Source organism: Luteibacter mycovicinus (genome assembly GCF_000745235.1).
GTDB classification, from domain to species: domain Bacteria; phylum Pseudomonadota; class Gammaproteobacteria; order Xanthomonadales; family Rhodanobacteraceae; genus Luteibacter; species Luteibacter mycovicinus.
This window is the reverse complement of record NZ_JQNL01000001.1, coordinates 1,322,416-1,343,961: the sequence shown is the minus strand read 5'-3', so window position 1 is coordinate 1,343,961 and position 21,546 is coordinate 1,322,416. Positions and strand designations below refer to the sequence as shown.

The window sequence follows — 21,546 nt, the reverse complement described above, 5'->3', positions numbered from 1 at the left end:
GGTCTTCCGCCCTCATTCAAGGACTGAATGCATGTTTCTCCCCGTCTTTCGTGCCGGCCCGTGCCTGCTGGCGGCTCTCCTCCTCGCCACGCCGTGTGCGTTCGCGCACGGGCCGGAACATCCGCTCCCGCCCGCCGCGCCCGCCGACGATCCGGTGAGTGGCTTCGTCGAGGCGTTCGATAAAGCGGTGGCTGCCGGGCTGCCCGCCGACATCGCCGTGCCGGTCGACGTCCACCGCCCGCGCCGCGACGTCGCGGCGGCGCAGCTCGTCGTGCAGGATGCTCTGAATATCGAGGTAGACATTCCGGGGATGCCCGCCGGGCGCATGTATCGCGGTCTGTTTGGCGGGCGGGAGGCGGCGATCACCCGGATCGGCACTCAGGTCGATATCAGCGTGCCCGTCCGGGACGGTGTCGATGTCACGGGCTATACGGCAGGGAGTCCGGATGTGCTGCGGGAGCGTGTACGGAACCCCGACGCTCCCGAGCCCGGACGCCGTCCCGTCCCCCGGCCGCGTGACGAGTCGCACGTCATGCCGGGGTGGCCGTTCGACATGGACCCGCCGTTATTGTCGGAGCAGGCATCGCTGGGGCGCGGCGTCCGCGCCATCGAGGATCCGCTGGCCTATTCCCCTCATTTCTTCGTTCTGATTCACGACGATCTCGACGCCAGACCGCTGCATATCCACTCCGTGTTCGCCGCCTGGTGGCTTACGGAACTCGCGCGCAAGATCCTGCCGGCGGAGAACATCCGCATGTCCTACCGCTATCGGATACCCGGCGTCACCGACATGCCTTACGGCTACCCCGAGGCGCTGGACAACTGGCACGAGACCGTCAAGGCCTATGCCGAACTTTACGGCCTGGCCCATGGCAAGACCTACAAACACAAATACCTGCTCATGAGCCGCGACCGCCCGATGACGGACGCTTTCGGGGTGGCGTTCGAGGGCGGCAACGAGGCCATGGCGTCCACCGAAGGCCGGGTCAACATCGTGGCCCACGAGTTCGGTCACACCCTGGGCGCCGAGCACGGACTGGCCGAGCGACGTTACGAAGGCTGGTGGTGGTGCGTGACCAACATGGCGACAGGTACCGCCGATCTCATCGGCGACTGCCACCGCTTTTCGTACGACAACGCCCGGCGCATCCGTTCATATCTCCGGCACGGTCCCGACCCGGAGGTGCTGGCCGAACGCAGCTTCTCCATGATCCTGAACTGAGCCGGTCAGGGTTCCAGGGCGCGCCTCACGTAGGCGCGAATCTGGTCGTCGTTGCGCCTGGAGTAGTAGCGGCAGCTGACGAAGCCGATGGTGTAGTCCTTCATGTTGGTCACGCACCAGCGGGTCTCGGCGTATTCGTGCCGCGCATCCAGCAGGTGACCGAATTCATGAGCCACGATGTGACGCGGGCCCCAGCCCGTGGCCATGGCCACCCCTCGCATGGCTTCGGACTCACCGTACGTGCCTTCCTGCCTCCATCGGGTCGGTCTGTCGCCGACGAAAAGCATGTACTTGGTCAGTCGATCGGGTCGTTCGCCCCGCGCCTCCGCGTACTTCCGCGCATTGACCAGCAGCTCCCGATAGAGCGCCTCCGGCTTTGCATTCATGTAATCGAGATCGGTGATACCCGGCACGTTGGCCTGCAGGATGACCTTGATCGCGACGCCGGGCCGCACCGCCGTTTCCATATCCTTGATCCACCAGCCCAGGTACCAGTGATGGAACTTCGCGTAATCGGGCTCACCCGCGCGGTCGTGCAGGAAGATCCAGAAGCGCAACGCATCGGGCCCCGCCGGGTCGTCGTCGTTCTCCGGCGGCGTCGGCGAGCGGTTCGCAAGGGCGGCGGCTCGCCGGGAACGCGTCAGCTTGCCCTCCGCGGGTTCGTCGACGGAAATATTCAGCGTCTCGCCAGTCCGGGAGAACACGGCTTCCTGGCCGGCGACGTTACCCGTATACAGCGTGGCGTGATTGCCGTCCGGAAGCACCACGTCGCTGTTGAGGCGCCGGGCCACGAGCACCCGGCGGGCGGTCTGGCCATCTTCGACCGGGAGGGAGAACGCCTGCGGGAGGCCGGCCGACACGTGCTTGTCGAAGGTGGTGACCCGGGCATCGGCGGTCGTGGCGCCCGCGTGCCACGCGGTGGCGAAGAGAATCAGGCTGACGGCGAGTCGGCCGGAGCGAGGCAGGTGCATCGATGCAGAATCCATTCTGTGTGGGGAAATGCGCACATAGCGCGGACAAACCTTACTTTGCGAGCGAAGGCGCACAGAGTCGGCGCCCGCCCCGGAGTCGGGCGGGGCGTGGCCCCGGCGATACGTAGGTGCGGGTCCCAATTGCCTTGAGACGGGGCGGCAGTGGCCGCAAATCGCCGCTACCGCTACACTTTCGGTCTTGTTTCCCCACCTGCCCCATGAGGTCGAGATGTTCCCGAAGGATGCAACGATCGCTGGCTATGACGACGAACTCGCCAGGGCCATCGCCGACGAGACCCGTCGCCAGGAAGATCACGTCGAGCTGATCGCCTCCGAGAACTACGCCAGCCCGCGCGTCATGGAGGCCCAGGGTTCGTCGCTGACCAACAAGTACGCCGAGGGGTATCCCGGTAAGCGCTACTACGGCGGCTGCGAGTACGTGGACATCGCCGAGAAGCTGGCCATCGAGCGTCTGAAAAAGCTCTTCGGGGCGGACTACGCCAACGTGCAGCCGCATTCCGGCTCGCAGGCGAACCAGGCCGTGTACTTCGCGCTGCTGCAGCCGGGTGACACGATTCTCGGCATGAGCCTCGCCCACGGCGGTCACCTGACCCACGGTGCCAAGGTCAATTTCTCCGGCAAGATCTTCAATGCCGTGCAGTACGGCATCGACCCGGAGTCGGGTCTGGTCGACTACGACGAGATCGAAAAGCTCGCCGTCGAGCATAAGCCGAAGATGATCGTCGCCGGTTTCTCGGCCTATTCGCAGATCATGGACTGGGCGCGTTTCCGCGCGATCGCCGACAAGGTCGGTGCGTACCTGTTCGTCGACATGGCGCACATCGCCGGCCTCGTCGCCACGGGGCACTATCCGAGCCCGATCGACCATGCCCACGTCGTGACGTCCACCACGCACAAGACGCTTCGCGGTCCGCGCGGCGGCATCATCGTGGCGAAGGGTCTCGGCGAGGAGCTTGAGAAGAAGCTCCAGTCGATCGTGTTCCCGGGTATCCAGGGCGGTCCGCTGATGCACGTCATCGCGGCCAAGGCCGTGGCCTTCAAGGAAGCGCTCGAGCCCGAGTTCAAGGCGTACCAGGGTCAGGTCGTGAAGAACGCCAAGGCCATGGCGAAGACGCTGATCGAGCGTGGCTACAAGGTGGTCTCCGGCGGTACCGAGAACCACCTGATGCTGGTCGACCTGATCGGCCGCGATGTCACCGGCAAGGACGCGGAAGCGGCCCTCGGCAAGGCGCACATCACGGTCAACAAGAATGCCGTACCTAACGACCCGCGCTCGCCGTTCGTCACCTCGGGCCTGCGCGTCGGTACGCCGGCGATCACCACCCGCGGCTATCTGGAAGCGGACACCATCGAGCTGACCCAGTGGATCTGCGACGTGCTGGACGCGCCGGGCGACGAGGCGGTCATCGCCTCGGTCCGCGAGAAGGTCACGGCGCAGTGCGCCAGGTTCCCGGTTTACGGCTGATCGATGCATTGTCCGTTCTGCCAGCATGAAGACACCCGCGTCATCGACTCCCGCCTCACCGAAGACGGGAGCACGGTGCGTCGCCGGCGCGAGTGTCCGCAGTGCGGCGAGCGGTTCAACACGTTCGAAACGGCGGAACTGAAGCTCCCGGCGATCGTCAAATCCGGCGATCGTCGCGAGCCGTTCGACGAACACAAGCTGCGCGTCAGCTTCGAGAGGGCGCTGCAGAAGCGGCCTGTCGCCAGCGATGCGGTGGATACCGCGGTGCGCGCGGTCATCAACGATCTGCGTCGGCTCGGCGAGCGCGAAGTCCCGTCGCGCCAGGTCGGCGAGCTCGTGATGCGTGAGCTCAAACCCCTCGATCAGGTGGCCTACGTGCGCTTCGCGTCGGTCTATCGCCGGTTCGAGGACGTCCACGCGTTCCGCGAGGAAATCGAAAAGCTCGAGCGCGATCTGCCCTCGGTCGAAGGCCTGCAATTGCCGCTGCTGGATGCGGCCAGGCGCGGGCGCAAGGGCTGAGGATGTCGCGGCCGTTCTTCCCCGCCGTGGATCACGTCCACATGGCGCACGCGCTTAGGCTCGCCGGGCACGGGCTCGCCACCACCCAGCCGAATCCTCGCGTGGGCTGCGTCATCGCACGTGGCGACACCGTGCTCGGCACGGGCTGGCACCCGCGTGCCGGCGAACCGCATGCGGAAATCTTCGCCCTGCACGAAGCCGGTGAGTCGGCACGTGGCGCCACGGCGTACGTGACCCTCGAGCCATGCGCACATCACGGCCGCACGCCACCGTGCGCGGATGCGCTGATCGCCGCGGGTGTCGGTCGTGTGGTCATCGCGCACGAGGACCCCTTCGACAAGGTCGACGGCGAAGGCATCGAAAAACTTCGTGCGGCGGGCATCGGCGTGCAGGTCGGTCTGATGCGTGACGCCGCGCACGAACTCAACATCGGGTTCTTCAGCCGGATTCAGCGCGGTCGGCCGTGGGTGCGCGTCAAACTCGCCATGAGCCTCGACGGTCGCACGGCGCTCGCCGACGGCTCGTCGAAATGGATCACGGGCGAAGCGGCGCGCGCGGATGTGCAGCGCTGGCGCGCGCGCTCCTCGGCGATCCTGTCCGCCAGCGGCACCGTCCTCGCCGACGATCCGCAACTCACCGTCCGCCTGCCGGAAGGCCAGTCCTTCGTGCCTCCGCTGCGGGCCATCATCGATACCTCATTGCGTACGCCCGCCGGTGCGCGCGTGCTCGACGGGTCGGCGCCGACGGTTCTGTTCCATGCCGCGGATGCGGCGATTCCCGCGCATCTTGCCGACGTGCAGCGCGCGCCCCTGCGTCGCGAAGCGTCCGGAGGCCTCGACCTGCGCACCGTGCTCCACTGGCTGGCGCTGCGTGACGTCAACGAGGTTCATGTGGAGGCGGGGCCGGTGCTTTGCGGTGCCTTGTTCGCCGCCGGGCTTGCCGACGAACTGCTCGTTTACGTCGCGCCGATCCTGCTGGGTCACACCGGGCGACCGATGCTGCACCTTCCGCCGCTCGACGACATGGCGTCGCGCTGGCGTCTGACCACGGTGGATCGTCGCCAGGTCGGTGACGACACGCGACTGCAGTTGCGCCCGACGTCATGACGTACGCGCGTGTTCGCTGGGGCATCATCGGCTGCGGCGCGGTGACCGAGGTGAAGAGCGGCCCCGCGTTCCAGAAAGTCCCCGATTCCTCGCTGGTCGCGGTGATGCGCCGCGATGGCGACAAGGCGCGCGATTATGCGCAGCGCCACGCTGTTCCTCGCTGGTATGACGACGCCGCGGCGCTCGTCGCCGATCCCGACGTCGACGCGGTTTACGTGGCGACACCGCCGTCGAGTCATCGCGACTATGCGTTGATGGCGATCGCGGCGGGCAAACCGGTGTACGTCGAGAAGCCGATGGCGATCGATCGCACCGAATGTGACGCGATCATCGATGCGGGCAGGGCGGCCGGCGTGCCGGTGTTCGTCGCCTATTACCGCCGCGCTCTTCCGCGCTTCCGGCGTATCGCCGGGCTGCTGCGTGAAGGCGCCATCGGCACGCCGCGGCTGGTCAACGTGGTCCTGCACCATCCGCTCGAAGCGCGCTACCGCGATCCCGAGAATCTGCCGTGGACAGTGCGTCCTGAAATTTCCGGGGGTGGCGTGTTCGTCGATATCGGCTGCCATACGCTGGACATCCTCGACTTCCTGCTCGGCCCCATCGTCGACGCCCGGGGCATGGCCACGAATCAGGCGAACGCTTATGCCGCGGAAGACACCGTCGCCATGGCGTTCCGTTTCGACAGCGGGGTGCTCGGCACGGGCGTGTGGAATTTCTGTGCCGATCGCCGCGAGGACCGCGTCGAGATCGTCGGCGACCGCGGTCGCCTGATCTTCGCCACCTTCGGCGACGGGCCGGTCGTGCTCGAGTCGGACGGGCGCCGCGAAGACATCCACATCGACAATCCCGAACACATCCAGCAGCCACTGATCGCATCGATCGTGGCGGAGCTGACGGGGAAGGGCGTCTGCCCGTCCACCGCGGAGAGCGGCGCGCGCACCAGCTGGGTCATGGATCAGGTGCTCCGACCCGCACGCGGCTGACCCGGGCCGGCGGGAGCTTGTATTCGCTGCGTTCGATGCCCATCTCGCTCAGGGCGAGGGATGGCGGCATGCTATTCTCTCGCCTCCACAGCGTCTTCAGGGCGGGGCGAAACTCCCCACCGGCGGTAGGTTTCCGTAAGGAAACGAGCCCGCGAGCGCTCCCGGTGTCATGCCGGGAGGTCAGCAGATCCGGTTCGATGCCGGAGCCGACGGTTACAGTCCGGATGAAAGAAGACGGCGGTCGCACGTTCCCCAGGGAGCGAGCGGCGCCATGCGCCTTGGGGCGTTTTTCGCTCACCACCGCGGGAAACGTTTCATGAAAAACCGACTCTCCATCGCCGCCTCCATCCACGGAGGTCGCTGACATGTTCACCGGCATCATCCAGGCCGTCGGCCGCATCGCGCGGCTGGAGCCGCGTGGCGGTGACGTCCGTCTCGTCGTCGATACCGCTTCCCTCGACATGTCCGATGTCGCCCTCGGCGACAGCATCGCCGTGTCCGGCGTGTGCCTCACCGTGATCGAGTTCGACGCGAAGCACTTTGCCGCCGACGTCTCCAACGAGACCCTCGCACACACCACGCTGGGCCAGCACAAGGCCGGCGACCCGGTGAACCTCGAGAAGGCGCTGCGCCTGGCCGACCGCCTCGGCGGTCACCTGGTCTCCGGTCACGTGGATGGCGCCGGCAAGGTCGTCTCCGTCGTCCCGGACGGGCGTTCTCAGCGCTGGACCTTCGAAGTGCCGGCCGACCTCGCTCGCTACATCGCGCACAAGGGTTCGGTTTGCATCGATGGCACCAGCCTCACGGTGAATGAAGTGAGCGGTCACCGTTTCGGGGTGAACCTCATCCCCCATACCGTCGAACATACGGCGTTCTCGGATCGCCGTCCCGGCGACGCCGTGAACATCGAGGTCGACGTGGTCGCCCGTTACGTCGAGCGCCTGCTCGCCAGTGGCGATGCCCCGCGCCTCGACGAGGCCTTTCTGAAACAGCACGGTTTCGCCTGAGGAATCCCGGCATGTCTTTCCATACCATTCCCGAGATCCTCGATGATCTTCGTCAGGGGCGCATGGTCGTCATCCTCGACGACGAAGACCGTGAGAACGAAGGCGATATCGTGATGGCCGCCGAGAAGGTCCGTCCCGAGGACGTCAACTTCATGGTCCGCGAGGCCCGTGGGCTGCTCTGCCTCACCCTCACGGAGCGGCATACCCGCCAGCTGGGCCTGAAGCCGATGGTCAGCGACAACACGTCGCCCTACCACACCAACTTCACCGTCTCGATCGAGGCCGCGGAAGGCGTCACCACCGGCATCTCGGCGCAGGACCGCGCGCACACGATCCGCGTGGCCGCCGCGAAGGATGCCAAACCGGCCGATATCACCATGCCCGGCCACATCTTTCCGCTCACGGCACAGGCCGGTGGTGTCCTGAGCCGCGCGGGCCACACCGAAGCGGGTTGCGATCTCGCCGCGCTGGCCGGACTCGAGCCATCGTCGGTGCTGATCGAGATCCTCCACGACGACGGTTCGATGGCGCGCCGTCCCGAGCTGGAGATCTTCGCCGCGAAGCACGGGCTGAAGATCGGCACCATCGCCGACCTCATCCGCTACCGCCTTGAAACCGAGAAGACGGTCGAGCGTGTGCACGAAGAAGATGTCGACACGGAGTTCGGTGCTTTCCGCCTGGTCGCTTTCCGCGATGCGATTCGTGACGGTCTGCACTTCGCGCTGGTGCGCGGCGACGTCGCCGATGGCGAGCCGGTGCTGACCCGGGTCCATGTCCGCAACACCTTGTCGGATGTGCTTCACCTGAAGCGGGACGACCTCGGCCAGACGGTCACCGATGCCTTGCGTCGCATCGACGAGGCGGACCGTGGCGTCCTCGTGGTCCTTTCCGGTGGCGACACGGCCGAGTCCTTGCTCGGCCGGCTCAAGCGGGACGTCGCGCCGACGCCCGCCCCCGGGGACGATCAGGAATGGCGACAGCTGGGCCTCGGTGCGCAGATCCTGACGGACCTGGGGGTCAGACAACTGCGTGTCATGGGGACCCCGCGTCGCTTCGTCGGCATCGCGGGTTTCGGGCTCGAGGTGGTGGAACAGGCAGGCTGAGCCCGGCGGGTTGCCATCCCGCCGCCTACCCCTTATTGCTAGGCAGTCCCTGGCAGACCACGCAGACTCCATGCCCCAGACCTACGACATCCGTCTCATCGCCCCGTCCGGCTACCCGCAATCCGCTGAAGCCATGCAGCGAGGCATCGCCCGCCTCGAGGCCGCAGGCCATCGGGTGAGTGGTCTGGAGGTCCTCTCGCGACGCGAACTCCGGTTCGCGGGCAGCGACGCCCAGCGCGCCGCGGACATCAACGCGCTCGCCGATCCGTCGCGGGAGCTGCCGGATATCGCGCTTGCCATCCGTGGCGGCTACGGTGCGCATCCCATCCTTCCCCTGCTCGACTACGACGGCCTGGCAAAGCGGCTGCGCGATGCACCGATCGCCCTGGTGGGGCAGAGCGATTTCACCGCCGTGCAATGCGCTCTGTATGCGAAGTCCGGCCTGATCACGCTCGGCGGCCCCATGCTCGGCGGCGATTTCGGGGCGTTGCATCTCGACGAACTGACCTGGAAAAGCTTCTGGCAGACGCTCTCCTCGGCGGAGGGCTCGGCGACGTGGGCCGCGCCGGCAACCGTCGACGTCGCCGTCGAAGGTCCGGTCTGGGGCGGCAACCTGGCGATGCTCGCCGGCCTGGCGGGCACGCCTTACTTTCCCGCCATCGAAGGCGGCATTCTGGTGGTCGAGGATCTGGCCGAGCCGCCTTATCGCGTGGAGCGCATGCTTTACCAGCTGCTCCATGCCGGTGTCCTGCGTCGACAGGCCGCCCTGGTCATGGGCGACTTCATCAACTACCGCGTGACCGAATACGACAACGGCTATGACGTCGATGTCGCCTTCGACCGGATCGCCGCTGCCAGCGGCATACCAGTGGTGCGCGGCCTGCCTTTCGGCCATGGGCCGAGCAAGTTCACCCTGCCTTTCGGCGCCCCGGCACGGCTTCGCGTCGCCGCCGGCGAGGCCGCTCTCACGTTTACCGGCCACCCCCGGCCGAAAACCCCGTAAAATACCCGGCCGCGCGGCGGCCGATCCGCCACAGGACAACCGAACATGAAGATCATCGAAGGCGATTTCGCCACCCCCAAGGGCCGTTTCGCCATCGTCGCGGGCCGTTTCAACAGCTTCGTCGTCGAGCCGCTGATCCAGGGCGCGCGTGACACCCTCGTCCGTCATGGCGTGAATGATGATGCGATCGACCTCATCCGCGTTCCTGGCGCCTGGGAAATCGCTCAGGCCGCTTATAAGGTAGCCGGCGCCGGCAACTACGCCGCGGTGATCGGCCTGGGCGCGGTCATCCGCGGTTCCACGCCGCACTTCGACTACGTGGCCGGCGAAGCCGCCAAGGGTCTCGGTCAGGCCGCCTACGCGTCCGGCGTACCGGTGTCGTTCGGTGTGCTGACCACCGACAGCATCGAGCAAGCCATCGAGCGCGCCGGCACCAAGGCCGGAAACAAGGGCAGCGACGCGGCCATGGTTGCGATCGAAATGGCCAACCTCTACACGAAGCTGGGTAAATGAACACTCCTCCTCACGGTATCGACCTCGCCGCGCGTTCGCGCGCACGCCGCCGCGCGCTGCAGGCGCTATATGCCTGGCAGGTGGGTGGCTCGAAAATGGGCAGCGTGATCGAGCAGTTCCGCCACGAGCAGGACATGGTCGTCGCCGATCTCGAATACTTCGAGGACATCCTGCGCGGCGTCGAGAAGCACGTGAAGGAACTGGACGACGGCATCAAGCCCTTCGTCGACCGTGAGGTGTCGCAGATCGACCCCATCGAGCTGTCGGCCCTGCGCATGGGTGCCTACGAGCTGAAATACCGCCCGGACGTGCCGTATCGCGTGGTGATCAATGAGGCCGTGGAAGCCACCAAGCGGTTCGGCGCCGATCACGGCCACAGCTATGTGAACGGTGTTCTCGACAAACTCGCGACGCACTGGCGTACGGCCGAGAAGCGATCCTGAGCGGACCGCGAATCCTCGCGGGACAAGGAACCTGCATGGAATTCGACCTGATCGATCGTATCCGTCGTCACACAAGCGTCCATCGCGACGATGTGGTGACCGGCATCGGTGACGATGCCGCCGTGGTGGCGGTACCGGCCGGACGTGAGCTCGCGATCGCCGTGGACACTCTCGTCGAGGGTGTCCACTTTCCCGTCGGCACGTCCGCATCCGATATCGGCTGGAAAGCGCTGGCGGTCAATCTGTCGGATCTGGCGGCCATGGGTGCCACTCCCGCGTGGGCGTTGCTCGCGCTGACGACGCCCGATGGCGATGAAGCCTTTTTCGACGGCCTCGCGCAGGGCTTCGCCGAACTGGCGACGCCTTATCGGCTCGCCCTGATCGGTGGCGACACCACGCGCGGCCCGCTTACCGTCACCGTTGCCGTGCATGGCTTTACCGCACCGGGCGAGGCGCTGCTGCGGTCGGGCGCGCGCGTCGGCGACGTGGTGATGGTCACCGGGACGCTCGGTGACGCCGCCGCGGGTCTGCGTTGCCTCGATGAAGCCGACACGACGCCTTACGCAGCCATGATCGAGCGACTGAATCGCCCTGTGCCGCGTGTCGCGGCAGGGCAGGCGCTGCGTGGCGTGGCAACGGCGTGCATCGACGTCTCGGACGGCCTGGTCGCCGACCTTGGCCACATCTGCACGGCGAGCAACGTGGGCGCGTCCATCGATGCCGCGCTGCTGCCCCGATCGTCGGCGTTGCTGACGCACTTCGCCGAGGCCGACGCACAGGATTTCGCTCTGAGCGGTGGCGACGACTACGAGCTGTGTTTCACCGTACCAGCCGACAAGGCGGCCGAAGTCGGCGCCGTGCTGTCGCGGCTGGGTTGTGGCGCGACACGCATCGGCCGCATCGTCGAAGGTGCCGGTGTGCGCGTGGTCGATGCGGCAGGTGAAACCCTCATGCCCGCTCGCAGCGGCTGGAATCACTTCGCGGCATGAGCACGAAGTACGTCCTCGATCCTGCCGATCGTCGTCGCCTGCTGGCCTCGCCCTGGGGCTGGATCGCGTGCGGCTTCGGCTCCGGACTGACGCCGAAGGCGCAGGGGACGTTCGGGTCGCTGGCGGCGATCGTTCCGTGGCTGTTGCTGCGGGAGCTGTCGGTGCCGGCCTGGCTCGTCATCATCGCCCTGTCGTTCGCGCTGGGCGTATGGGCCTGCGACGTCGCCGGGCGCCTCCTTGGCGTGGCCGATCATCGCAGCCTCGTCTGGGATGAATTCGTCGGGCAATGGATCGCCTTGCTGCCTGCGCTGCTTGCACCGTGGTGGGCCGTGGCTGCCGGATTCCTCCTGTTCCGTCTGTTCGACGTGTGGAAGCCATGGCCGATCGCCTGGTTCGACCGCCGCGTGAAAGGCGGCTTCGGTGTCATGCTCGATGACGTTATCGCCGGTATTTTCGCTGGTATCGTGCTGTTGTCGATCCTTCACTTCGTTCGTTAGGAACTCGCCATGGAATACCGTCGCCTCGGTTCGACCGGTCTCAAGGTTTCGGCGCTGTCGTACGGCGCGTGGGTCACGTTCGGTCGCCAGGTCGGCCGGTCGGAAGCGCGTGAGCTGATCGCGCTGGCCTACGACCATGGCGTGAATTTCTTCGATAACGCCGAGACGTACAACGCGGGCGATGCCGAGCGCCTGATGGGCGACGTGATCGCCGACCTGCGTCTGCCGCGCGACGCGTACACGGTGTCGAGCAAGGTGTTCTTCGGCGCGGTGAAAGATCCGAAGCCGACGCAGCGCGGCCTCTCGCGCAAGCACGTGTTCGACGCCTGTCATCAGGCGCTCGATCGCCTACGCGTCGATTACCTCGACCTGTATTTCTGCCACCGCGCCGATCCGGATACGCCGATCCTCGAGACGGTGCTGGCGATGGACACGCTGGTCCGGCAGGGCAAGGTCATGTACTGGGGCACCAGCGAATGGGCCGCCAGCGAGATCGAGGAAGCGCACCGGCTTGCGCGCGAACATCATCTCATCGCGCCGTCGATGGAGCAGCCGCAGTACAACCTGTTGCATCGCGAGCGCTTCGAGCAGGAGTACGCACCGCTATACGAGCGCTACGGCATGGGCACCACGATCTGGTCGCCACTGGCGTCGGGGCTGCTCACGGGAAAGTACAACGACGGTATCCCTGACGACTCACGCATGGGCCACGCCGACTACGCATGGCTGCGTGAGTCGCTGCTCGGTAACGACGGCGCGCGACTGGAAACGGTGCGTTCGCTCGCCCCGATTGCGGCTGATCTCGGCATTCCGCTGGCGCGGTTGTCGCTCGCCTGGTGTCTGAAAAACCCGAACGTTTCGACCGTGATCCTCGGTGCAAGCCGCACCTCTCAGCTCGAAGAAAACCTCAAGGCGCTGGACGCTGTGAAGTTGCTCGACGATGGGGTCATGCGCCGTATCGAAGCAGAGCTGTCGCGCTGAGGCGGGGAGTCGCCGGCTGACATTCTTGTCGCTAGGTCCTCCTACGGCCTTCGCCTTCGTGCGGAAGCGCTCCAAGAACGCCAGCCGGCGACTCCCTTGCAGCGTTACGTTGCAGTGGGGTGCGAGCAGAGCACTCTTCGCTTTCCTGCCTGCAACCTCAGGAGTCGGAGGGTGCTGTTGGGTGCCGTTCTCGGAGCGCTTCCGCACGTAGGCGAAGGGCGTAGGAGGACCTAGCGACGAGAAGGGCACCCAACAGTACCCTTTCGTCAGCGCGTGCTGTGCAAAGCCGAGGCCGCACCCGTCACGGCGATAATGCTCAAATGTCGCCGTAAAGCGCCTGTAACGCTGCAATCGCCGCCAGACCCGCTGTTTCCGTCCGCAGAATCCGTGGTCCCAGCTTCAGTCCCGCAAATCCATGCGCCGCCAGCGCCACACGGTCCCTGTCTCCGAACCCGCCTTCGGGGCCAATAGCCAACATCGCCGCACCCGTCAGTCCGAGTTCGCCGGCGCGCTTCGTTCCTTCGGGCAGTAGCGCGAGCCGCATCGGGCCGCCTTCGCCCAGCGAGGCAAGCCAGGTCGCCATCGGTACGGCGGCTTCCACCTGCGGCACCCGGGCGCGTCCCGACTGCTCGCATGCGCTGGCGGCGACCGCGCGCCAGTGGAGCAGGCGCTTCTCGGAGCGCGCCGCGTCCAGCTTCACTTCGGAACGCTCGGTCAGGATCGGCACGATGCGGGCGATGCCCAGTTCGGTGGCCTTCTGCACGATCAGGTCCATTTTCTCGCCGCGCGCCACGCCCTGTACCAGGGTGAGCGACAGCGGGGATTCGTTCTGGAGCTGCCGCCCTTCGCCCACGCTCGCCACCACTTCGCGTTTGCCCACGCTGGTCAGCGTGGCATCGAACTCCGTGTCGTCGTGGCCCGAAAACAGCACGACCGGCGCGCCGGCCTCCATGCGCAGGACGCGGGCGACGTGCTCGCCCGCCTGGGCGGGCAGGGTGATGTCAACTCCGCTGGTCAGCGGCATGTCGACATGGATGCGGATGGTGCGCATGGTGGGGCCTTCTGTCACGGAACATGCATTGTAGCCAGCGATGCGGACGGCTATCGTCGTCCCATCGACGAAGGAGCCGCGTAATGCCGATCGCCTGGTACTTCGATTTCGTCTCCATGTTCAGCTGGCTGCAGTGGCCGGCGGTGCGCGAACTGGCTCAGGAGCGGGAGGTCGTGCTGCGGCCGATCCTGTTCGGCGGCCTGCTGAAGCAGATGGGGCAGCGCGGCCCGGCGGAGATCCCGCGCAAGCGCGAGTTCACCTATCGGTACGCGCTGTGGCGGGCACGGCAGGCGAACGTGCCGCTGAAGTTTCCCCCGACCCATCCGTTCAATCCGCTGCCGGCGCTGCGCCTGTGTGTTGCCGCCGGGTCGACGCCCGAGGCCGTCGGTGCCATCTTCGAGTGGATATGGGTGCATGGCCGTGCGGCGGATACGCCCGAGACGATCCAGCCACTGGCGACGTCGCTGGGCATCGGCGACGTCAGCGCCGCGCTCTCCGCGCCCGGCGTCAAAGCCGCCCTGCAGGCGAATTTCGAACAGGCGATGCGCGATCAGGTCTACGGCGTGCCGACGCTGGCGATCGGCAACGAGTTGTTCTGGGGTGCTGACGCGCATGCGTTTGCGATGGATTACCTCGCTCATCCCGAGCTGTTCGATGACAGTGAGATGGCGCGTCTTGGCGATCTGCCGATCGGGCTGTCGCGGATCCGATAAGGCCGTCGCAAAGTCGAAGCTGGCGACCGGTCAAGAAAAACGGATTTTTCAGAATTTTCGCGTAGGACGGCGCATGGCCTGAAACCTAGGCTTCACTTGCGGGCGTCGAATGGCGTGACGTCATTCGGCACCTGCATCGTGAATCTACGGAGTCGGGCAGATGATGAGAAGAAGAAATCGCACTAAAGCAGGCTTGTGGATGCTTGCTGCGCTCAGCGTGGCAGCGGGGGCGGAATTGCCAGGCGCGGCAAGGGCAGATGACCAGAATCAGGTTTCGGTGTCGTCGATGAGCATCGATGCCCGCCGTAACGTCGAGCGTCGCGTCGACGAGGTCGCTAATCGCATCGCGAACTCGAAGTCTTTCTTTGAGGAAGATCATCTCCCCATCCATATCAAATCCCAATTTGATCCGGTGGGCCAGTCGCTTCTCATGGAAGTGGATGAAAGGTTCGGCCCGGTTTCCGGCTACGTGGAAATGGAAAATCTCCAGTCGGAAATTGCCAATGAGATCTGGCCGATGCTGGAGAATATCCATGGATTCCAGGGGCTTGATTGGCGCTACGGTGGGAAAGACTTGTACTTCTGGTTCCCTGGCGACAGGCGTGAGCCCGAAAAATCGAAATCAACAAAGCCCACTAGCAGGGACGGCCTCGGGTCAGTCTTGATCAACGATGGACATGGTTACTACTACCACCATGGCTTTCACGACTGGCGATTCCAGCGAGAACCGGCGAATGGAATTATCGAGGACCGGGTCACTTCAGAGATTGCTACCCCACTATGGGCGTGGCTGAGCATGGACGGCGTGGCTGTGAAAACTAGCCGGGAGTCGTCTTTCGGGAATCACGAGCCGAGCGGCAAACCTCTTTATCTGATGGCCGCTCGTTACCTTCTTGAGCGGTCCCTTCCAGAGAGACCGGATATCTGGCATTCGTTGCCCGATGATGTGAGCGACTTGCGGGAGTATAGGGAAGACATTCGAAGTCGGCCGCTGTTCGCAAATGCGCTTGGCGTAGACGCCATGATCAGCATTCACACCAATGCTTCGGACAACGCCAGTGTACGGGGTACAAGGGTCTTCTCTCAGCCCGGTCGCCCCGAGTCGGCTGAATTTGCATCCATGGCTCTCTGCTACATGCGTGAACATATTCATGCGAGCAAAGCTTATGAGGATTTTGCGGTCGCACCGAATCCCCAGTTTTCCGACAAGGGTGAGAATCGCCTGGCCGATATGCCGGCGATTATCGTTGAGCTCGGTTTCCATACAAACGCCGAGGACGCCGCGGCATTGAAAGATCCACTTTTCGTCGGAAGCGCGATGCGCGGTTTGGCCAAGGCCTATCGTCTCTTCCGTAACGGTGAACGTTGCGAGGAGTTCGCCGTTCGGGTCCCAGACAAAGCAGAGAGCATAGTGGGTGACGTAACCAAAATTCCCATTACCTGGACCGGGTATCCCGATTATCCGATGAGCGTCAGTGCAGAGCGAGGATGGGCTATGGTGCCCGAAGCCCCTGCTGAGCAGCGCGTCGACCTTGGTTATCAGTGTCTTGACGATGACGTAGGGCGGTCTCCGTTCGCACTGAAAGTCGTAGGAAGAGACTTTGCTGGCATAGAGACAAAACCAGCGGAAATCATCATGAGCTGTCTGCCCAGGCCTGAGATAGGCGTTGCTCAGCGATAGACAACCGTGCGGATAAAAGGCGGCAGCGTAGAGCTGCGACTCGACGGCGTGATGAGTTGCCGTACCCGGCAGTTCGTCACGCCACAGCCTTTCCGATTCCCGCGATCGCCGTATCCACCATGAAGTCGATCTCGTCTTCCGTGATGCAATACGGCGGCATGAAATAAACGATGTTGCCGAGGGGCCGCAGCAGCGCGCCGTTCTCCAGCCCATGGCGATACACCCGCAGGCCACGTCGGTCGGCGGCCGGGAACGGCGTGCGCGAGGCTTTGTCGGCGACCAGTTCGATCGCCGCGATCATGCCGGTCTGACGCACCTGCGCCACATGAGGATGATCCACCAGCGGAGCGATGCGCATAGCCATGTGAGCTGCAAGCACGCGATTGCGCTCCAGCACCGGATCGTCACGGAAGATCTTGAGTGTCGCGGTTGCGGCGCGGCAGGCCAAAGGATTGCCGGTGTAACTGTGCGAATGCAGGAAGGCCTTGCCCGCCGCATATTCCGCATAGAACGCCTGATACACGTCGTTCGTCGTGACCACGGCGGACAACGGCAAGAACCCGCCGGTCAATCCCTTCGACAGGCACATGAAATCCGGTGACACGACTGCCTGCTCGCAGGCAAACAACGTGCCGGTACGGCCGAAGCCCACGGCGATTTCGTCTGCGATGAAGTGCACGTTGAACTCGTCGCACAGGGCGCGTAACCCGGTGAGATACGAGGGGTCATACATGCGCATGCCGCCGGCGCACTGGACCAGCGGCTCGACGATCACTGCACAGGTTTCGTGCGCGTGGCGTTCGAGGATCGTGCGCATCTCGCCGAGGCGGCGAGTGGCGATCTCCTTCGGGGTCTCGCCCGGCTCGCCCTCAAACGTATCCGCGGAGGGTGCCAGTTCCGGTGTGAGCAGCAGGGGCGCATACGTCTTGCGGTAAAGCGCCACGTCGCTCACCGACAGGGCACCCAGCGTCTCACCGTGGTAGCTACCGGTAAGGGCGATGAAGCGGGTCTTCTCGCCGTGCCCCTGGTTCAGCCAGTAATGGAAGCTCATTTTCAGCGCCACTTCGATCGCGGCGGAGCCGTTGTCGGCGAGGAATACCCGGTCGAGGCCATTCGGCGTGATCCGGACCAGTTCCTCGGCCAGTTCCACGGCGGGCTCGTGGGTGAAGCCGGCGAAGATCACGTGCTCCAGCCGGTCGAGCTGGTCCTTCAGTGCCCCGGCGATGCGCGGCTCGGCGTGGCCGAACAGGTTGGTCCACCAGGAACTGACGGCATCGAGGTAGCGTTTACCGTCCGCGCCCACCAGCCATGCCCCTTCGCCGCGTACGACGGGTACCATGGGCAGGGTTTCGTGGTCGTGCATCTGGGTGCACGGGTGCCAGAGGACGGAGAGATCGCGTGCGATGAGGGTGTCGGTCATCCGCCCATGATCGCCCCCGGTCCTTCGTGGCTCAAGTGAGGATGTTGAGGTGATGGTTTGAAATGGCTTCGCCGGGTCGCCCTGATCGTTGTCGTGCTGCTGCTGGTCTCGGGCCTGCTGTACTGGTTCCTGCCGGCCAGTCTGGCCGTGCCGTTCGCCGCGTCCCGCGCGAAAGGGCTGGTGCTGGACGATCTCTCGGGCACCTTGTGGGATGGGCGGGCAGGGCGTGTCACGGGCCGTGACGGCCGCGAACTGGGCAGCGCCACGTGGCGCCTCGGTCGGGACGCCATCCTCGGCCGCATTCATCTCGATCTTCATCTCGAGGGGCGCGCCGGCCGCTTCGACGGCCATCTCGAACGGACCGATCCCGACGCCATGCACTGGACCGGCATCGACTTCCGGCTCGACGCCGCAGCGCTGGCCGGCCCGGCTCTGCCACCCGAACTGATCCCGATGGGCGTCGTCGACGGCCAGATCCCGCGCGCCGACCTGCAGGGTAACTGGCCTGTCGCGCTCGACGCCGATATCCACTGGCGCGCCGCGGCCATACGCACGCCGGAGGGCTACGTCGCCCTGGGAGGTCTCGCTCTGAAGGCGGCCAGCGTCGGCGGCGTGCTTCGCGCCACGCTCGCGGACGACGGCAAGGGCTCGCTGGCGGTCGACGCCGCGCTCGCCGCGTCGCCGCTTGGCTGGCGTCTGGACGGCAAGCTGGTCCCGCGGGTCGCGGACAGTGCGCTGTCGCACCTCATCGCACGTTTCGGCCCCATCGGGCGCAACGGCTCCGTCAATCTGCAACGCAAGGCCGGGTTAGCGCCCGCGAACACGCCATGACCGACACCCTCGACAAGGCGCTTGCCGCCGCCCGTGACGCCGCCGGCGCCGCCGCGGAGATCATCCTTCACTACTGGCGCTCGGGCGTCGACGTGATCGTCAAGGGCGACGACACCCCCGTGACCGTCGCCGACCGCGAGGCCGAGCTGGCCATCCGTGCGATCCTCTCCAAGGCATTGCCGGAGGCCGGTATCTACGGCGAGGAGTACGGCGCCGACGACACGACGCGCGACTACCTGTGGCTGGTCGATCCGCTGGACGGCACGAAGAGCTTCGTCCGCCGCACACCGTTCTTCTCCACGCAGATCGCGCTGATGCACCGGGGCGAGCTGGTGCTCGGCGTCTCCTCCGCCCCGGTGTATGACGAGCGGATGTGGGCCGTACGCGGGCGCGGGGCCTTCCTCGACGGTGAGCCGGTGCGCGTGGCGGCCACCGAGGCCATGTCCCAGGCATCGATCTCCACCGGTAACGTAAAAACGTTGACGAGCGATGCCCGCTGGGATGCGCTGGGCGCGATGATCCGCGACAGTAACCGCATCCGCGGCTACGGCGATTTCTGCCATTACCACCTGCTGGCGCGCGGTGGCCTCGATCTGGTGGTCGAGTCCGACGTCAACATTCTGGATATCGCCGCGCTGGCCGTGATCGTCAACGAAGCCGGTGGCGTCTTCACCGACCTGTCCGGCGCCGCGCCTGGCCTGGAGACGCGCAGCGTACTGGCCGGCACCCCCGCGATCCACGCCGAGGCGCTCGCCCGGCTTACCGGGGCTACAATCGACCGATGAACAAACGCCCGACGATCCTCGCGACGCGCGACGCGTCCAGCAGCTACTTCCGCCATGCGGAAGAAGTCGACCTCGAATTCTCGAACGGAGAACGCCGCACGTTCCAACGGCTGAAGAGCGGCGGTCACGGCGCCGTGCTCATCGTTCCGATGCGGGATGCGGACACCGTGCTGCTGGTGCGCGAATACAGCGTCGGCGTCGAGCGCTATGAGCTCGGCGCACCGAAAGGCCGCATGGATGCCGGCGAAACCGCGGAAGAGGGCGCGAACCGCGAGCTGAAGGAGGAAGTCGGCTTCGGTGCGCGCAAGCTTACCTTCCTCGGCACGCTGTCGCTGTCGCCGGCGTATATGACCCACCAGATCCACATCGTGCTGGCCGAGGATCTGTACCCGGAACGTCTCGCGGGTGACGAGCCCGAGGAACTGGAAGTCCTGCCATGGCGCCTGGATAACCTCCACGAGCTCATCGCGCGCGACGACGTGACCGACGGACGTTCCATCGCCGCACTCTTCATGGCCCGCGAGTTCCTCGCCGGGCGCTATACGCCGGCATGAGCGGCGCGCACGCCGCCTGGCTCGACCCGGTCTGCGCGATCGCGCGCGAAGCGGCCGAGGCCATCCTCGCCATCTACGCGCAGGATTTCGAAGTCGTCTGCAAGGACGACAATTCACCGGTGACCGCCGCCGACCTCGCCGCGCAGCGTGTCATCGCGGAAGGCCTGCGGAAGCTCGCGCCGGGCGTGCCGGTGATTTCCGAGGAGGCGCTCGCCGCGCCCTGGGCGGAGCGTCGCACCTGGCGCCGTTACTGGCTGGTCGACCCACTCGACGGTACGCGTGAGTTCGTGAAGCGCAACGGCGAGTTCACCGTGAACATCGCACTGATCGAGGACCATCGCTCGGTGCTGGGTGTCGTGCTGGCGCCGGTTACGGGCGATCTCTACGCCGCGGTGGCTGGCGGTGGCGCGTGGCGCCAGCGCTCGGTCGATGCACCACGCGAAGCCATTCGCACGCGTTCCGCCGACAGTCTGCTGATGGTCACCGGTAGTCGCTCTTACGGCACCGGTGGTCGCACGATGACCTTGCTCGAACGCCTCGGTAAGCACGAGACCTTTGCGCTGGGCTCTTCGCTCAAGTTTTGCGTGATCGCTCGCGGTGAAGCGGACATCTATCTGCGCCTGGGCGCCACGTCCGAGTGGGACACTGCGGCGGCTCAGTGCGTGCTCGAAGAAGCGGGCGGCGCGGTGCTCGATCTGGCTGGTCGTCCGTTCCGGTACAACACGCGCGACTCGTTGATCAATCCCGAGTTCATTGCCTGCGGCGACACCGGCGTCGACTGGGCAGCGCGGCTGATCGACCCGGAGAATCCCGCGTGACACGACCTGTCGACGACCTCATCGCGATCATGGCGCGCTTGCGCGATCCGGAGAACGGTTGCCCCTGGGATGTGAAACAGAACTTCGTCACGATCGCGCCATACACGGTCGAGGAAGCTTACGAAGTCGCCGACGCGATCGATCGCAACGACATGCGCGATCTTCGTGATGAACTGGGCGACCTTCTCCTTCAGGTGGTCTTTCATTCGCGCATGGCGGAAGAGGCCGGGCACTTCGCATTCGGCGATGTGGTCGACGCGATCTGCGACAAGATGGTGCGCCGCCATCCGCACGTGTTCGAGGATGTGACGCACGCGAATGACACGGCACGTTCGCGGGACTGGGATCGTCTGAAGGCCGAAGAGCGTAAGGCGCGTGGCGTGGAAGACACCAGTGCGCTGGCCGGTATCTCTCCCGGACTGCCGGAGTGGCAGCGTGCGGTGAAACTTCAGAAGCGCGCGGCTAACGTCGGCTTCGACTGGCCGGATCACACGCCGGTGCTGGACAAGATGGCGGAAGAGATCGAGGAGGTCCGCCACGAGTTCGAAAACGGTGCCGATGAAGATCGGCTGGCCGACGAGATTGGCGACGTGCTGTTTGTCGCGGCGAATCTGGCGCGGCATGCGAAGGTCGATGTGTCACGCGCGTTGCGCGGGGCGAATGCGAAATTCGAGCGACGCTTTCGCGGGATGGAAGCCATGGCCGCGGCCGAGGGCCGTACGTTGTCGTCGTATTCGCTGGAGGAGCAGGAAGCGCTCTGGGTTCGCGTCAAGCGCGACACCGCCATGTAGGAGCGCGCCTCGCGCGCGAACCCAGAACATCGCGCGCAAGGCGCGCTCCTACAGGCAAGAAACGGGGCCTTTCGACCCC

23 protein-coding genes and 1 riboswitch are annotated in these 21,546 nt (G+C 65.5%); of the genes, 20 read left to right on the top strand and 3 right to left on the bottom strand.

Annotated features, from left to right (window positions below):
* Positions 1 to 31: 31 nt before the first annotated feature.
* Positions 32 to 1,222 carry a hypothetical protein gene (locus FA85_RS20785; protein WP_051943343.1) on the top strand — a complete coding sequence of 397 codons (1,191 nt, stop codon included), beginning with the start codon at positions 32 to 34 and terminating at the stop codon, positions 1,220 to 1,222.
* A 5-nt stretch (positions 1,223 to 1,227) separates the two neighbouring features.
* Here FA85_RS20785 and FA85_RS06130 read toward each other — a convergent pair whose 3' ends face one another.
* Positions 1,228 to 2,193, bottom strand: coding sequence for a hypothetical protein (locus FA85_RS06130; protein WP_036110769.1), 966 nt, complete (start codon positions 2,191 to 2,193; stop codon positions 1,228 to 1,230).
* A 229-nt stretch (positions 2,194 to 2,422) separates the two neighbouring features.
* Between FA85_RS06130 and glyA the strand changes: the two genes are divergently transcribed.
* From glyA to FA85_RS06070, 12 genes are all read left to right on the top strand, one after another.
* Positions 2,423 to 3,679 (top strand): serine hydroxymethyltransferase, encoded by a 1,257-nt coding sequence (glyA, locus tag FA85_RS06125; protein ID WP_036110770.1) that lies wholly within the window; start codon positions 2,423 to 2,425, stop codon positions 3,677 to 3,679.
* Between the two features lie 3 nt (positions 3,680 to 3,682).
* On the top strand, positions 3,683 to 4,198 hold the full coding sequence (nrdR, locus tag FA85_RS06120; protein ID WP_036110772.1) for a transcriptional regulator NrdR: 516 nt from the start codon (positions 3,683 to 3,685) through the stop codon (positions 4,196 to 4,198).
* Between the two features lie 41 nt (positions 4,199 to 4,239).
* Entirely contained in the window at positions 4,240 to 5,304 is a 1,065-nt protein-coding gene (ribD, locus tag FA85_RS06115; protein WP_036117160.1) for a bifunctional diaminohydroxyphosphoribosylaminopyrimidine deaminase/5-amino-6-(5-phosphoribosylamino)uracil reductase RibD, read from the top strand.
* The gene (locus FA85_RS06110; protein ID WP_036110773.1) at positions 5,301 to 6,287 is read left to right on the top strand and encodes a Gfo/Idh/MocA family protein; all 987 of its coding nucleotides are present in this window, start codon (positions 5,301 to 5,303) and stop codon (positions 6,285 to 6,287) included. The genes ribD and FA85_RS06110 overlap by 4 nt, the downstream gene beginning before the upstream one ends.
* An 88-nt stretch (positions 6,288 to 6,375) precedes the next feature.
* A riboswitch (FMN riboswitch) is annotated at positions 6,376 to 6,527 on the top strand.
* 125 nt (positions 6,528 to 6,652) lie between these two features.
* Complete coding sequence (locus FA85_RS06105; RefSeq protein WP_036110775.1) at positions 6,653 to 7,294, top strand: riboflavin synthase; 642 nt, start codon at positions 6,653 to 6,655, stop codon at positions 7,292 to 7,294.
* A gap of 11 nt (positions 7,295 to 7,305) precedes the next feature.
* Positions 7,306 to 8,397 (top strand): 3,4-dihydroxy-2-butanone-4-phosphate synthase, encoded by a 1,092-nt coding sequence (ribB, locus tag FA85_RS06100; protein ID WP_036110777.1) that lies wholly within the window; start codon positions 7,306 to 7,308, stop codon positions 8,395 to 8,397.
* 70 nt (positions 8,398 to 8,467) lie between these two features.
* Complete coding sequence (gene ldcA, locus FA85_RS06095; protein WP_036110779.1) at positions 8,468 to 9,400, top strand: muramoyltetrapeptide carboxypeptidase; 933 nt, start codon at positions 8,468 to 8,470, stop codon at positions 9,398 to 9,400.
* A gap of 45 nt (positions 9,401 to 9,445) precedes the next feature.
* Positions 9,446 to 9,913 carry a 6,7-dimethyl-8-ribityllumazine synthase gene (gene ribH, locus FA85_RS06090; protein WP_036110782.1) on the top strand — a complete coding sequence of 156 codons (468 nt, stop codon included), beginning with the start codon at positions 9,446 to 9,448 and terminating at the stop codon, positions 9,911 to 9,913.
* Positions 9,910 to 10,356, top strand: coding sequence for a transcription antitermination factor NusB (gene nusB, locus FA85_RS06085; protein ID WP_036110783.1), 447 nt, complete (start codon positions 9,910 to 9,912; stop codon positions 10,354 to 10,356). Before ribH ends, nusB begins: the two co-directional genes overlap by 4 nt.
* A gap of 35 nt (positions 10,357 to 10,391) precedes the next feature.
* The gene (gene thiL, locus FA85_RS06080) at positions 10,392 to 11,345 is read left to right on the top strand and encodes a thiamine-phosphate kinase (protein WP_036110786.1); all 954 of its coding nucleotides are present in this window, start codon (positions 10,392 to 10,394) and stop codon (positions 11,343 to 11,345) included.
* Positions 11,342 to 11,842 carry a phosphatidylglycerophosphatase A family protein gene (locus FA85_RS06075; RefSeq protein ID WP_036110788.1) on the top strand — a complete coding sequence of 167 codons (501 nt, stop codon included), beginning with the start codon at positions 11,342 to 11,344 and terminating at the stop codon, positions 11,840 to 11,842. The genes thiL and FA85_RS06075 overlap by 4 nt, the downstream gene beginning before the upstream one ends.
* 9 nt (positions 11,843 to 11,851) lie before the next feature.
* Positions 11,852 to 12,823, top strand: coding sequence for a potassium channel beta subunit family protein (locus tag FA85_RS06070; RefSeq protein ID WP_036110791.1), 972 nt, complete (start codon positions 11,852 to 11,854; stop codon positions 12,821 to 12,823).
* 316 nt (positions 12,824 to 13,139) lie between these two features.
* Here FA85_RS06070 and FA85_RS06065 read toward each other — a convergent pair whose 3' ends face one another.
* Complete coding sequence (locus FA85_RS06065; protein ID WP_036110795.1) at positions 13,140 to 13,874, bottom strand: 16S rRNA (uracil(1498)-N(3))-methyltransferase; 735 nt, start codon at positions 13,872 to 13,874, stop codon at positions 13,140 to 13,142.
* An 83-nt stretch (positions 13,875 to 13,957) separates the two neighbouring features.
* Between FA85_RS06065 and FA85_RS06060 the strand changes: the two genes are divergently transcribed.
* Both FA85_RS06060 and FA85_RS20780 read left to right on the top strand, forming a co-directional pair.
* Positions 13,958 to 14,587, top strand: a complete 630-nt coding sequence (locus FA85_RS06060; protein ID WP_036110797.1) for a 2-hydroxychromene-2-carboxylate isomerase — start codon at positions 13,958 to 13,960, stop codon at positions 14,585 to 14,587.
* 199 nt (positions 14,588 to 14,786) lie between these two features.
* Complete coding sequence (locus FA85_RS20780; RefSeq protein ID WP_051943345.1) at positions 14,787 to 16,268, top strand: N-acetylmuramoyl-L-alanine amidase family protein; 1,482 nt, start codon at positions 14,787 to 14,789, stop codon at positions 16,266 to 16,268.
* A gap of 76 nt (positions 16,269 to 16,344) precedes the next feature.
* On the opposite strand, the gene FA85_RS06050 is transcribed toward FA85_RS20780, so the two are convergent.
* Positions 16,345 to 17,688, bottom strand: coding sequence for an adenosylmethionine--8-amino-7-oxononanoate transaminase (locus FA85_RS06050; protein ID WP_036110800.1), 1,344 nt, complete (start codon positions 17,686 to 17,688; stop codon positions 16,345 to 16,347).
* Between the two features lie 57 nt (positions 17,689 to 17,745).
* On the opposite strand from FA85_RS06050, the gene gspN reads away from it, so the two are divergent.
* The 5 genes from gspN to mazG are packed head-to-tail and all read left to right on the top strand — an operon-like array spanning position 17,746 to position 21,467.
* Positions 17,746 to 18,519, top strand: a complete 774-nt coding sequence (gene gspN / locus FA85_RS06045; protein ID WP_036110802.1) for a type II secretion system protein N — start codon at positions 17,746 to 17,748, stop codon at positions 18,517 to 18,519.
* Positions 18,516 to 19,304 (top strand): inositol monophosphatase family protein, encoded by a 789-nt coding sequence (locus FA85_RS06040; protein ID WP_036110807.1) that lies wholly within the window; start codon positions 18,516 to 18,518, stop codon positions 19,302 to 19,304. The genes gspN and FA85_RS06040 overlap by 4 nt, the downstream gene beginning before the upstream one ends.
* Positions 19,301 to 19,858: an ADP compounds hydrolase NudE gene (gene nudE, locus FA85_RS06035; protein ID WP_036110809.1), complete on the top strand. Its 558-nt coding sequence runs from the start codon at positions 19,301 to 19,303 to the stop codon at positions 19,856 to 19,858. Before FA85_RS06040 ends, nudE begins: the two co-directional genes overlap by 4 nt.
* A complete protein-coding gene (gene cysQ / locus FA85_RS06030) occupies positions 19,855 to 20,676 on the top strand; it encodes a 3'(2'),5'-bisphosphate nucleotidase CysQ (protein ID WP_036110811.1) in 822 nt (273 codons plus the stop codon). Before nudE ends, cysQ begins: the two co-directional genes overlap by 4 nt.
* Entirely contained in the window at positions 20,673 to 21,467 is a 795-nt protein-coding gene (gene mazG, locus FA85_RS06025) for a nucleoside triphosphate pyrophosphohydrolase (protein WP_036110814.1), read from the top strand. The genes cysQ and mazG overlap by 4 nt, the downstream gene beginning before the upstream one ends.
* The last annotated feature ends 79 nt before the right edge of the window (positions 21,468 to 21,546 follow it).

Coding starts and splice junctions, on each gene's coding strand:
- nudE (WP_036110809.1), top strand. CDS start 19,301: ATGAACAAACGCCCGACGATCCTCGCGACGCGCGACGCGTCCAGCAGC.
- FA85_RS06040 (WP_036110807.1), top strand. CDS start 18,516: ATGACCGACACCCTCGACAAGGCGCTTGCCGCCGCCCGTGACGCCGCC.
- nusB (WP_036110783.1), top strand. CDS start 9,910: ATGAACACTCCTCCTCACGGTATCGACCTCGCCGCGCGTTCGCGCGCA.
- ribH (WP_036110782.1), top strand. CDS start 9,446: ATGAAGATCATCGAAGGCGATTTCGCCACCCCCAAGGGCCGTTTCGCC.
- FA85_RS20785 (WP_051943343.1), top strand. CDS start 32: ATGTTTCTCCCCGTCTTTCGTGCCGGCCCGTGCCTGCTGGCGGCTCTC.
- FA85_RS06130 (WP_036110769.1), bottom strand. CDS start 2,193: ATGCACCTGCCTCGCTCCGGCCGACTCGCCGTCAGCCTGATTCTCTTC.
- FA85_RS06075 (WP_036110788.1), top strand. CDS start 11,342: ATGAGCACGAAGTACGTCCTCGATCCTGCCGATCGTCGTCGCCTGCTG.
- FA85_RS06070 (WP_036110791.1), top strand. CDS start 11,852: ATGGAATACCGTCGCCTCGGTTCGACCGGTCTCAAGGTTTCGGCGCTG.
- glyA (WP_036110770.1), top strand. CDS start 2,423: ATGTTCCCGAAGGATGCAACGATCGCTGGCTATGACGACGAACTCGCC.
- FA85_RS06065 (WP_036110795.1), bottom strand. CDS start 13,874: ATGCGCACCATCCGCATCCATGTCGACATGCCGCTGACCAGCGGAGTT.
- cysQ (WP_036110811.1), top strand. CDS start 19,855: ATGAGCGGCGCGCACGCCGCCTGGCTCGACCCGGTCTGCGCGATCGCG.
- nrdR (WP_036110772.1), top strand. CDS start 3,683: ATGCATTGTCCGTTCTGCCAGCATGAAGACACCCGCGTCATCGACTCC.
- ldcA (WP_036110779.1), top strand. CDS start 8,468: ATGCCCCAGACCTACGACATCCGTCTCATCGCCCCGTCCGGCTACCCG.
- FA85_RS06050 (WP_036110800.1), bottom strand. CDS start 17,688: ATGACCGACACCCTCATCGCACGCGATCTCTCCGTCCTCTGGCACCCG.
- FA85_RS20780 (WP_051943345.1), top strand. CDS start 14,787: ATGCTTGCTGCGCTCAGCGTGGCAGCGGGGGCGGAATTGCCAGGCGCG.
- thiL (WP_036110786.1), top strand. CDS start 10,392: ATGGAATTCGACCTGATCGATCGTATCCGTCGTCACACAAGCGTCCAT.
- FA85_RS06105 (WP_036110775.1), top strand. CDS start 6,653: ATGTTCACCGGCATCATCCAGGCCGTCGGCCGCATCGCGCGGCTGGAG.
- ribB (WP_036110777.1), top strand. CDS start 7,306: ATGTCTTTCCATACCATTCCCGAGATCCTCGATGATCTTCGTCAGGGG.
- FA85_RS06060 (WP_036110797.1), top strand. CDS start 13,958: ATGCCGATCGCCTGGTACTTCGATTTCGTCTCCATGTTCAGCTGGCTG.
- FA85_RS06110 (WP_036110773.1), top strand. CDS start 5,301: ATGACGTACGCGCGTGTTCGCTGGGGCATCATCGGCTGCGGCGCGGTG.
- ribD (WP_036117160.1), top strand. CDS start 4,240: ATGGCGCACGCGCTTAGGCTCGCCGGGCACGGGCTCGCCACCACCCAG.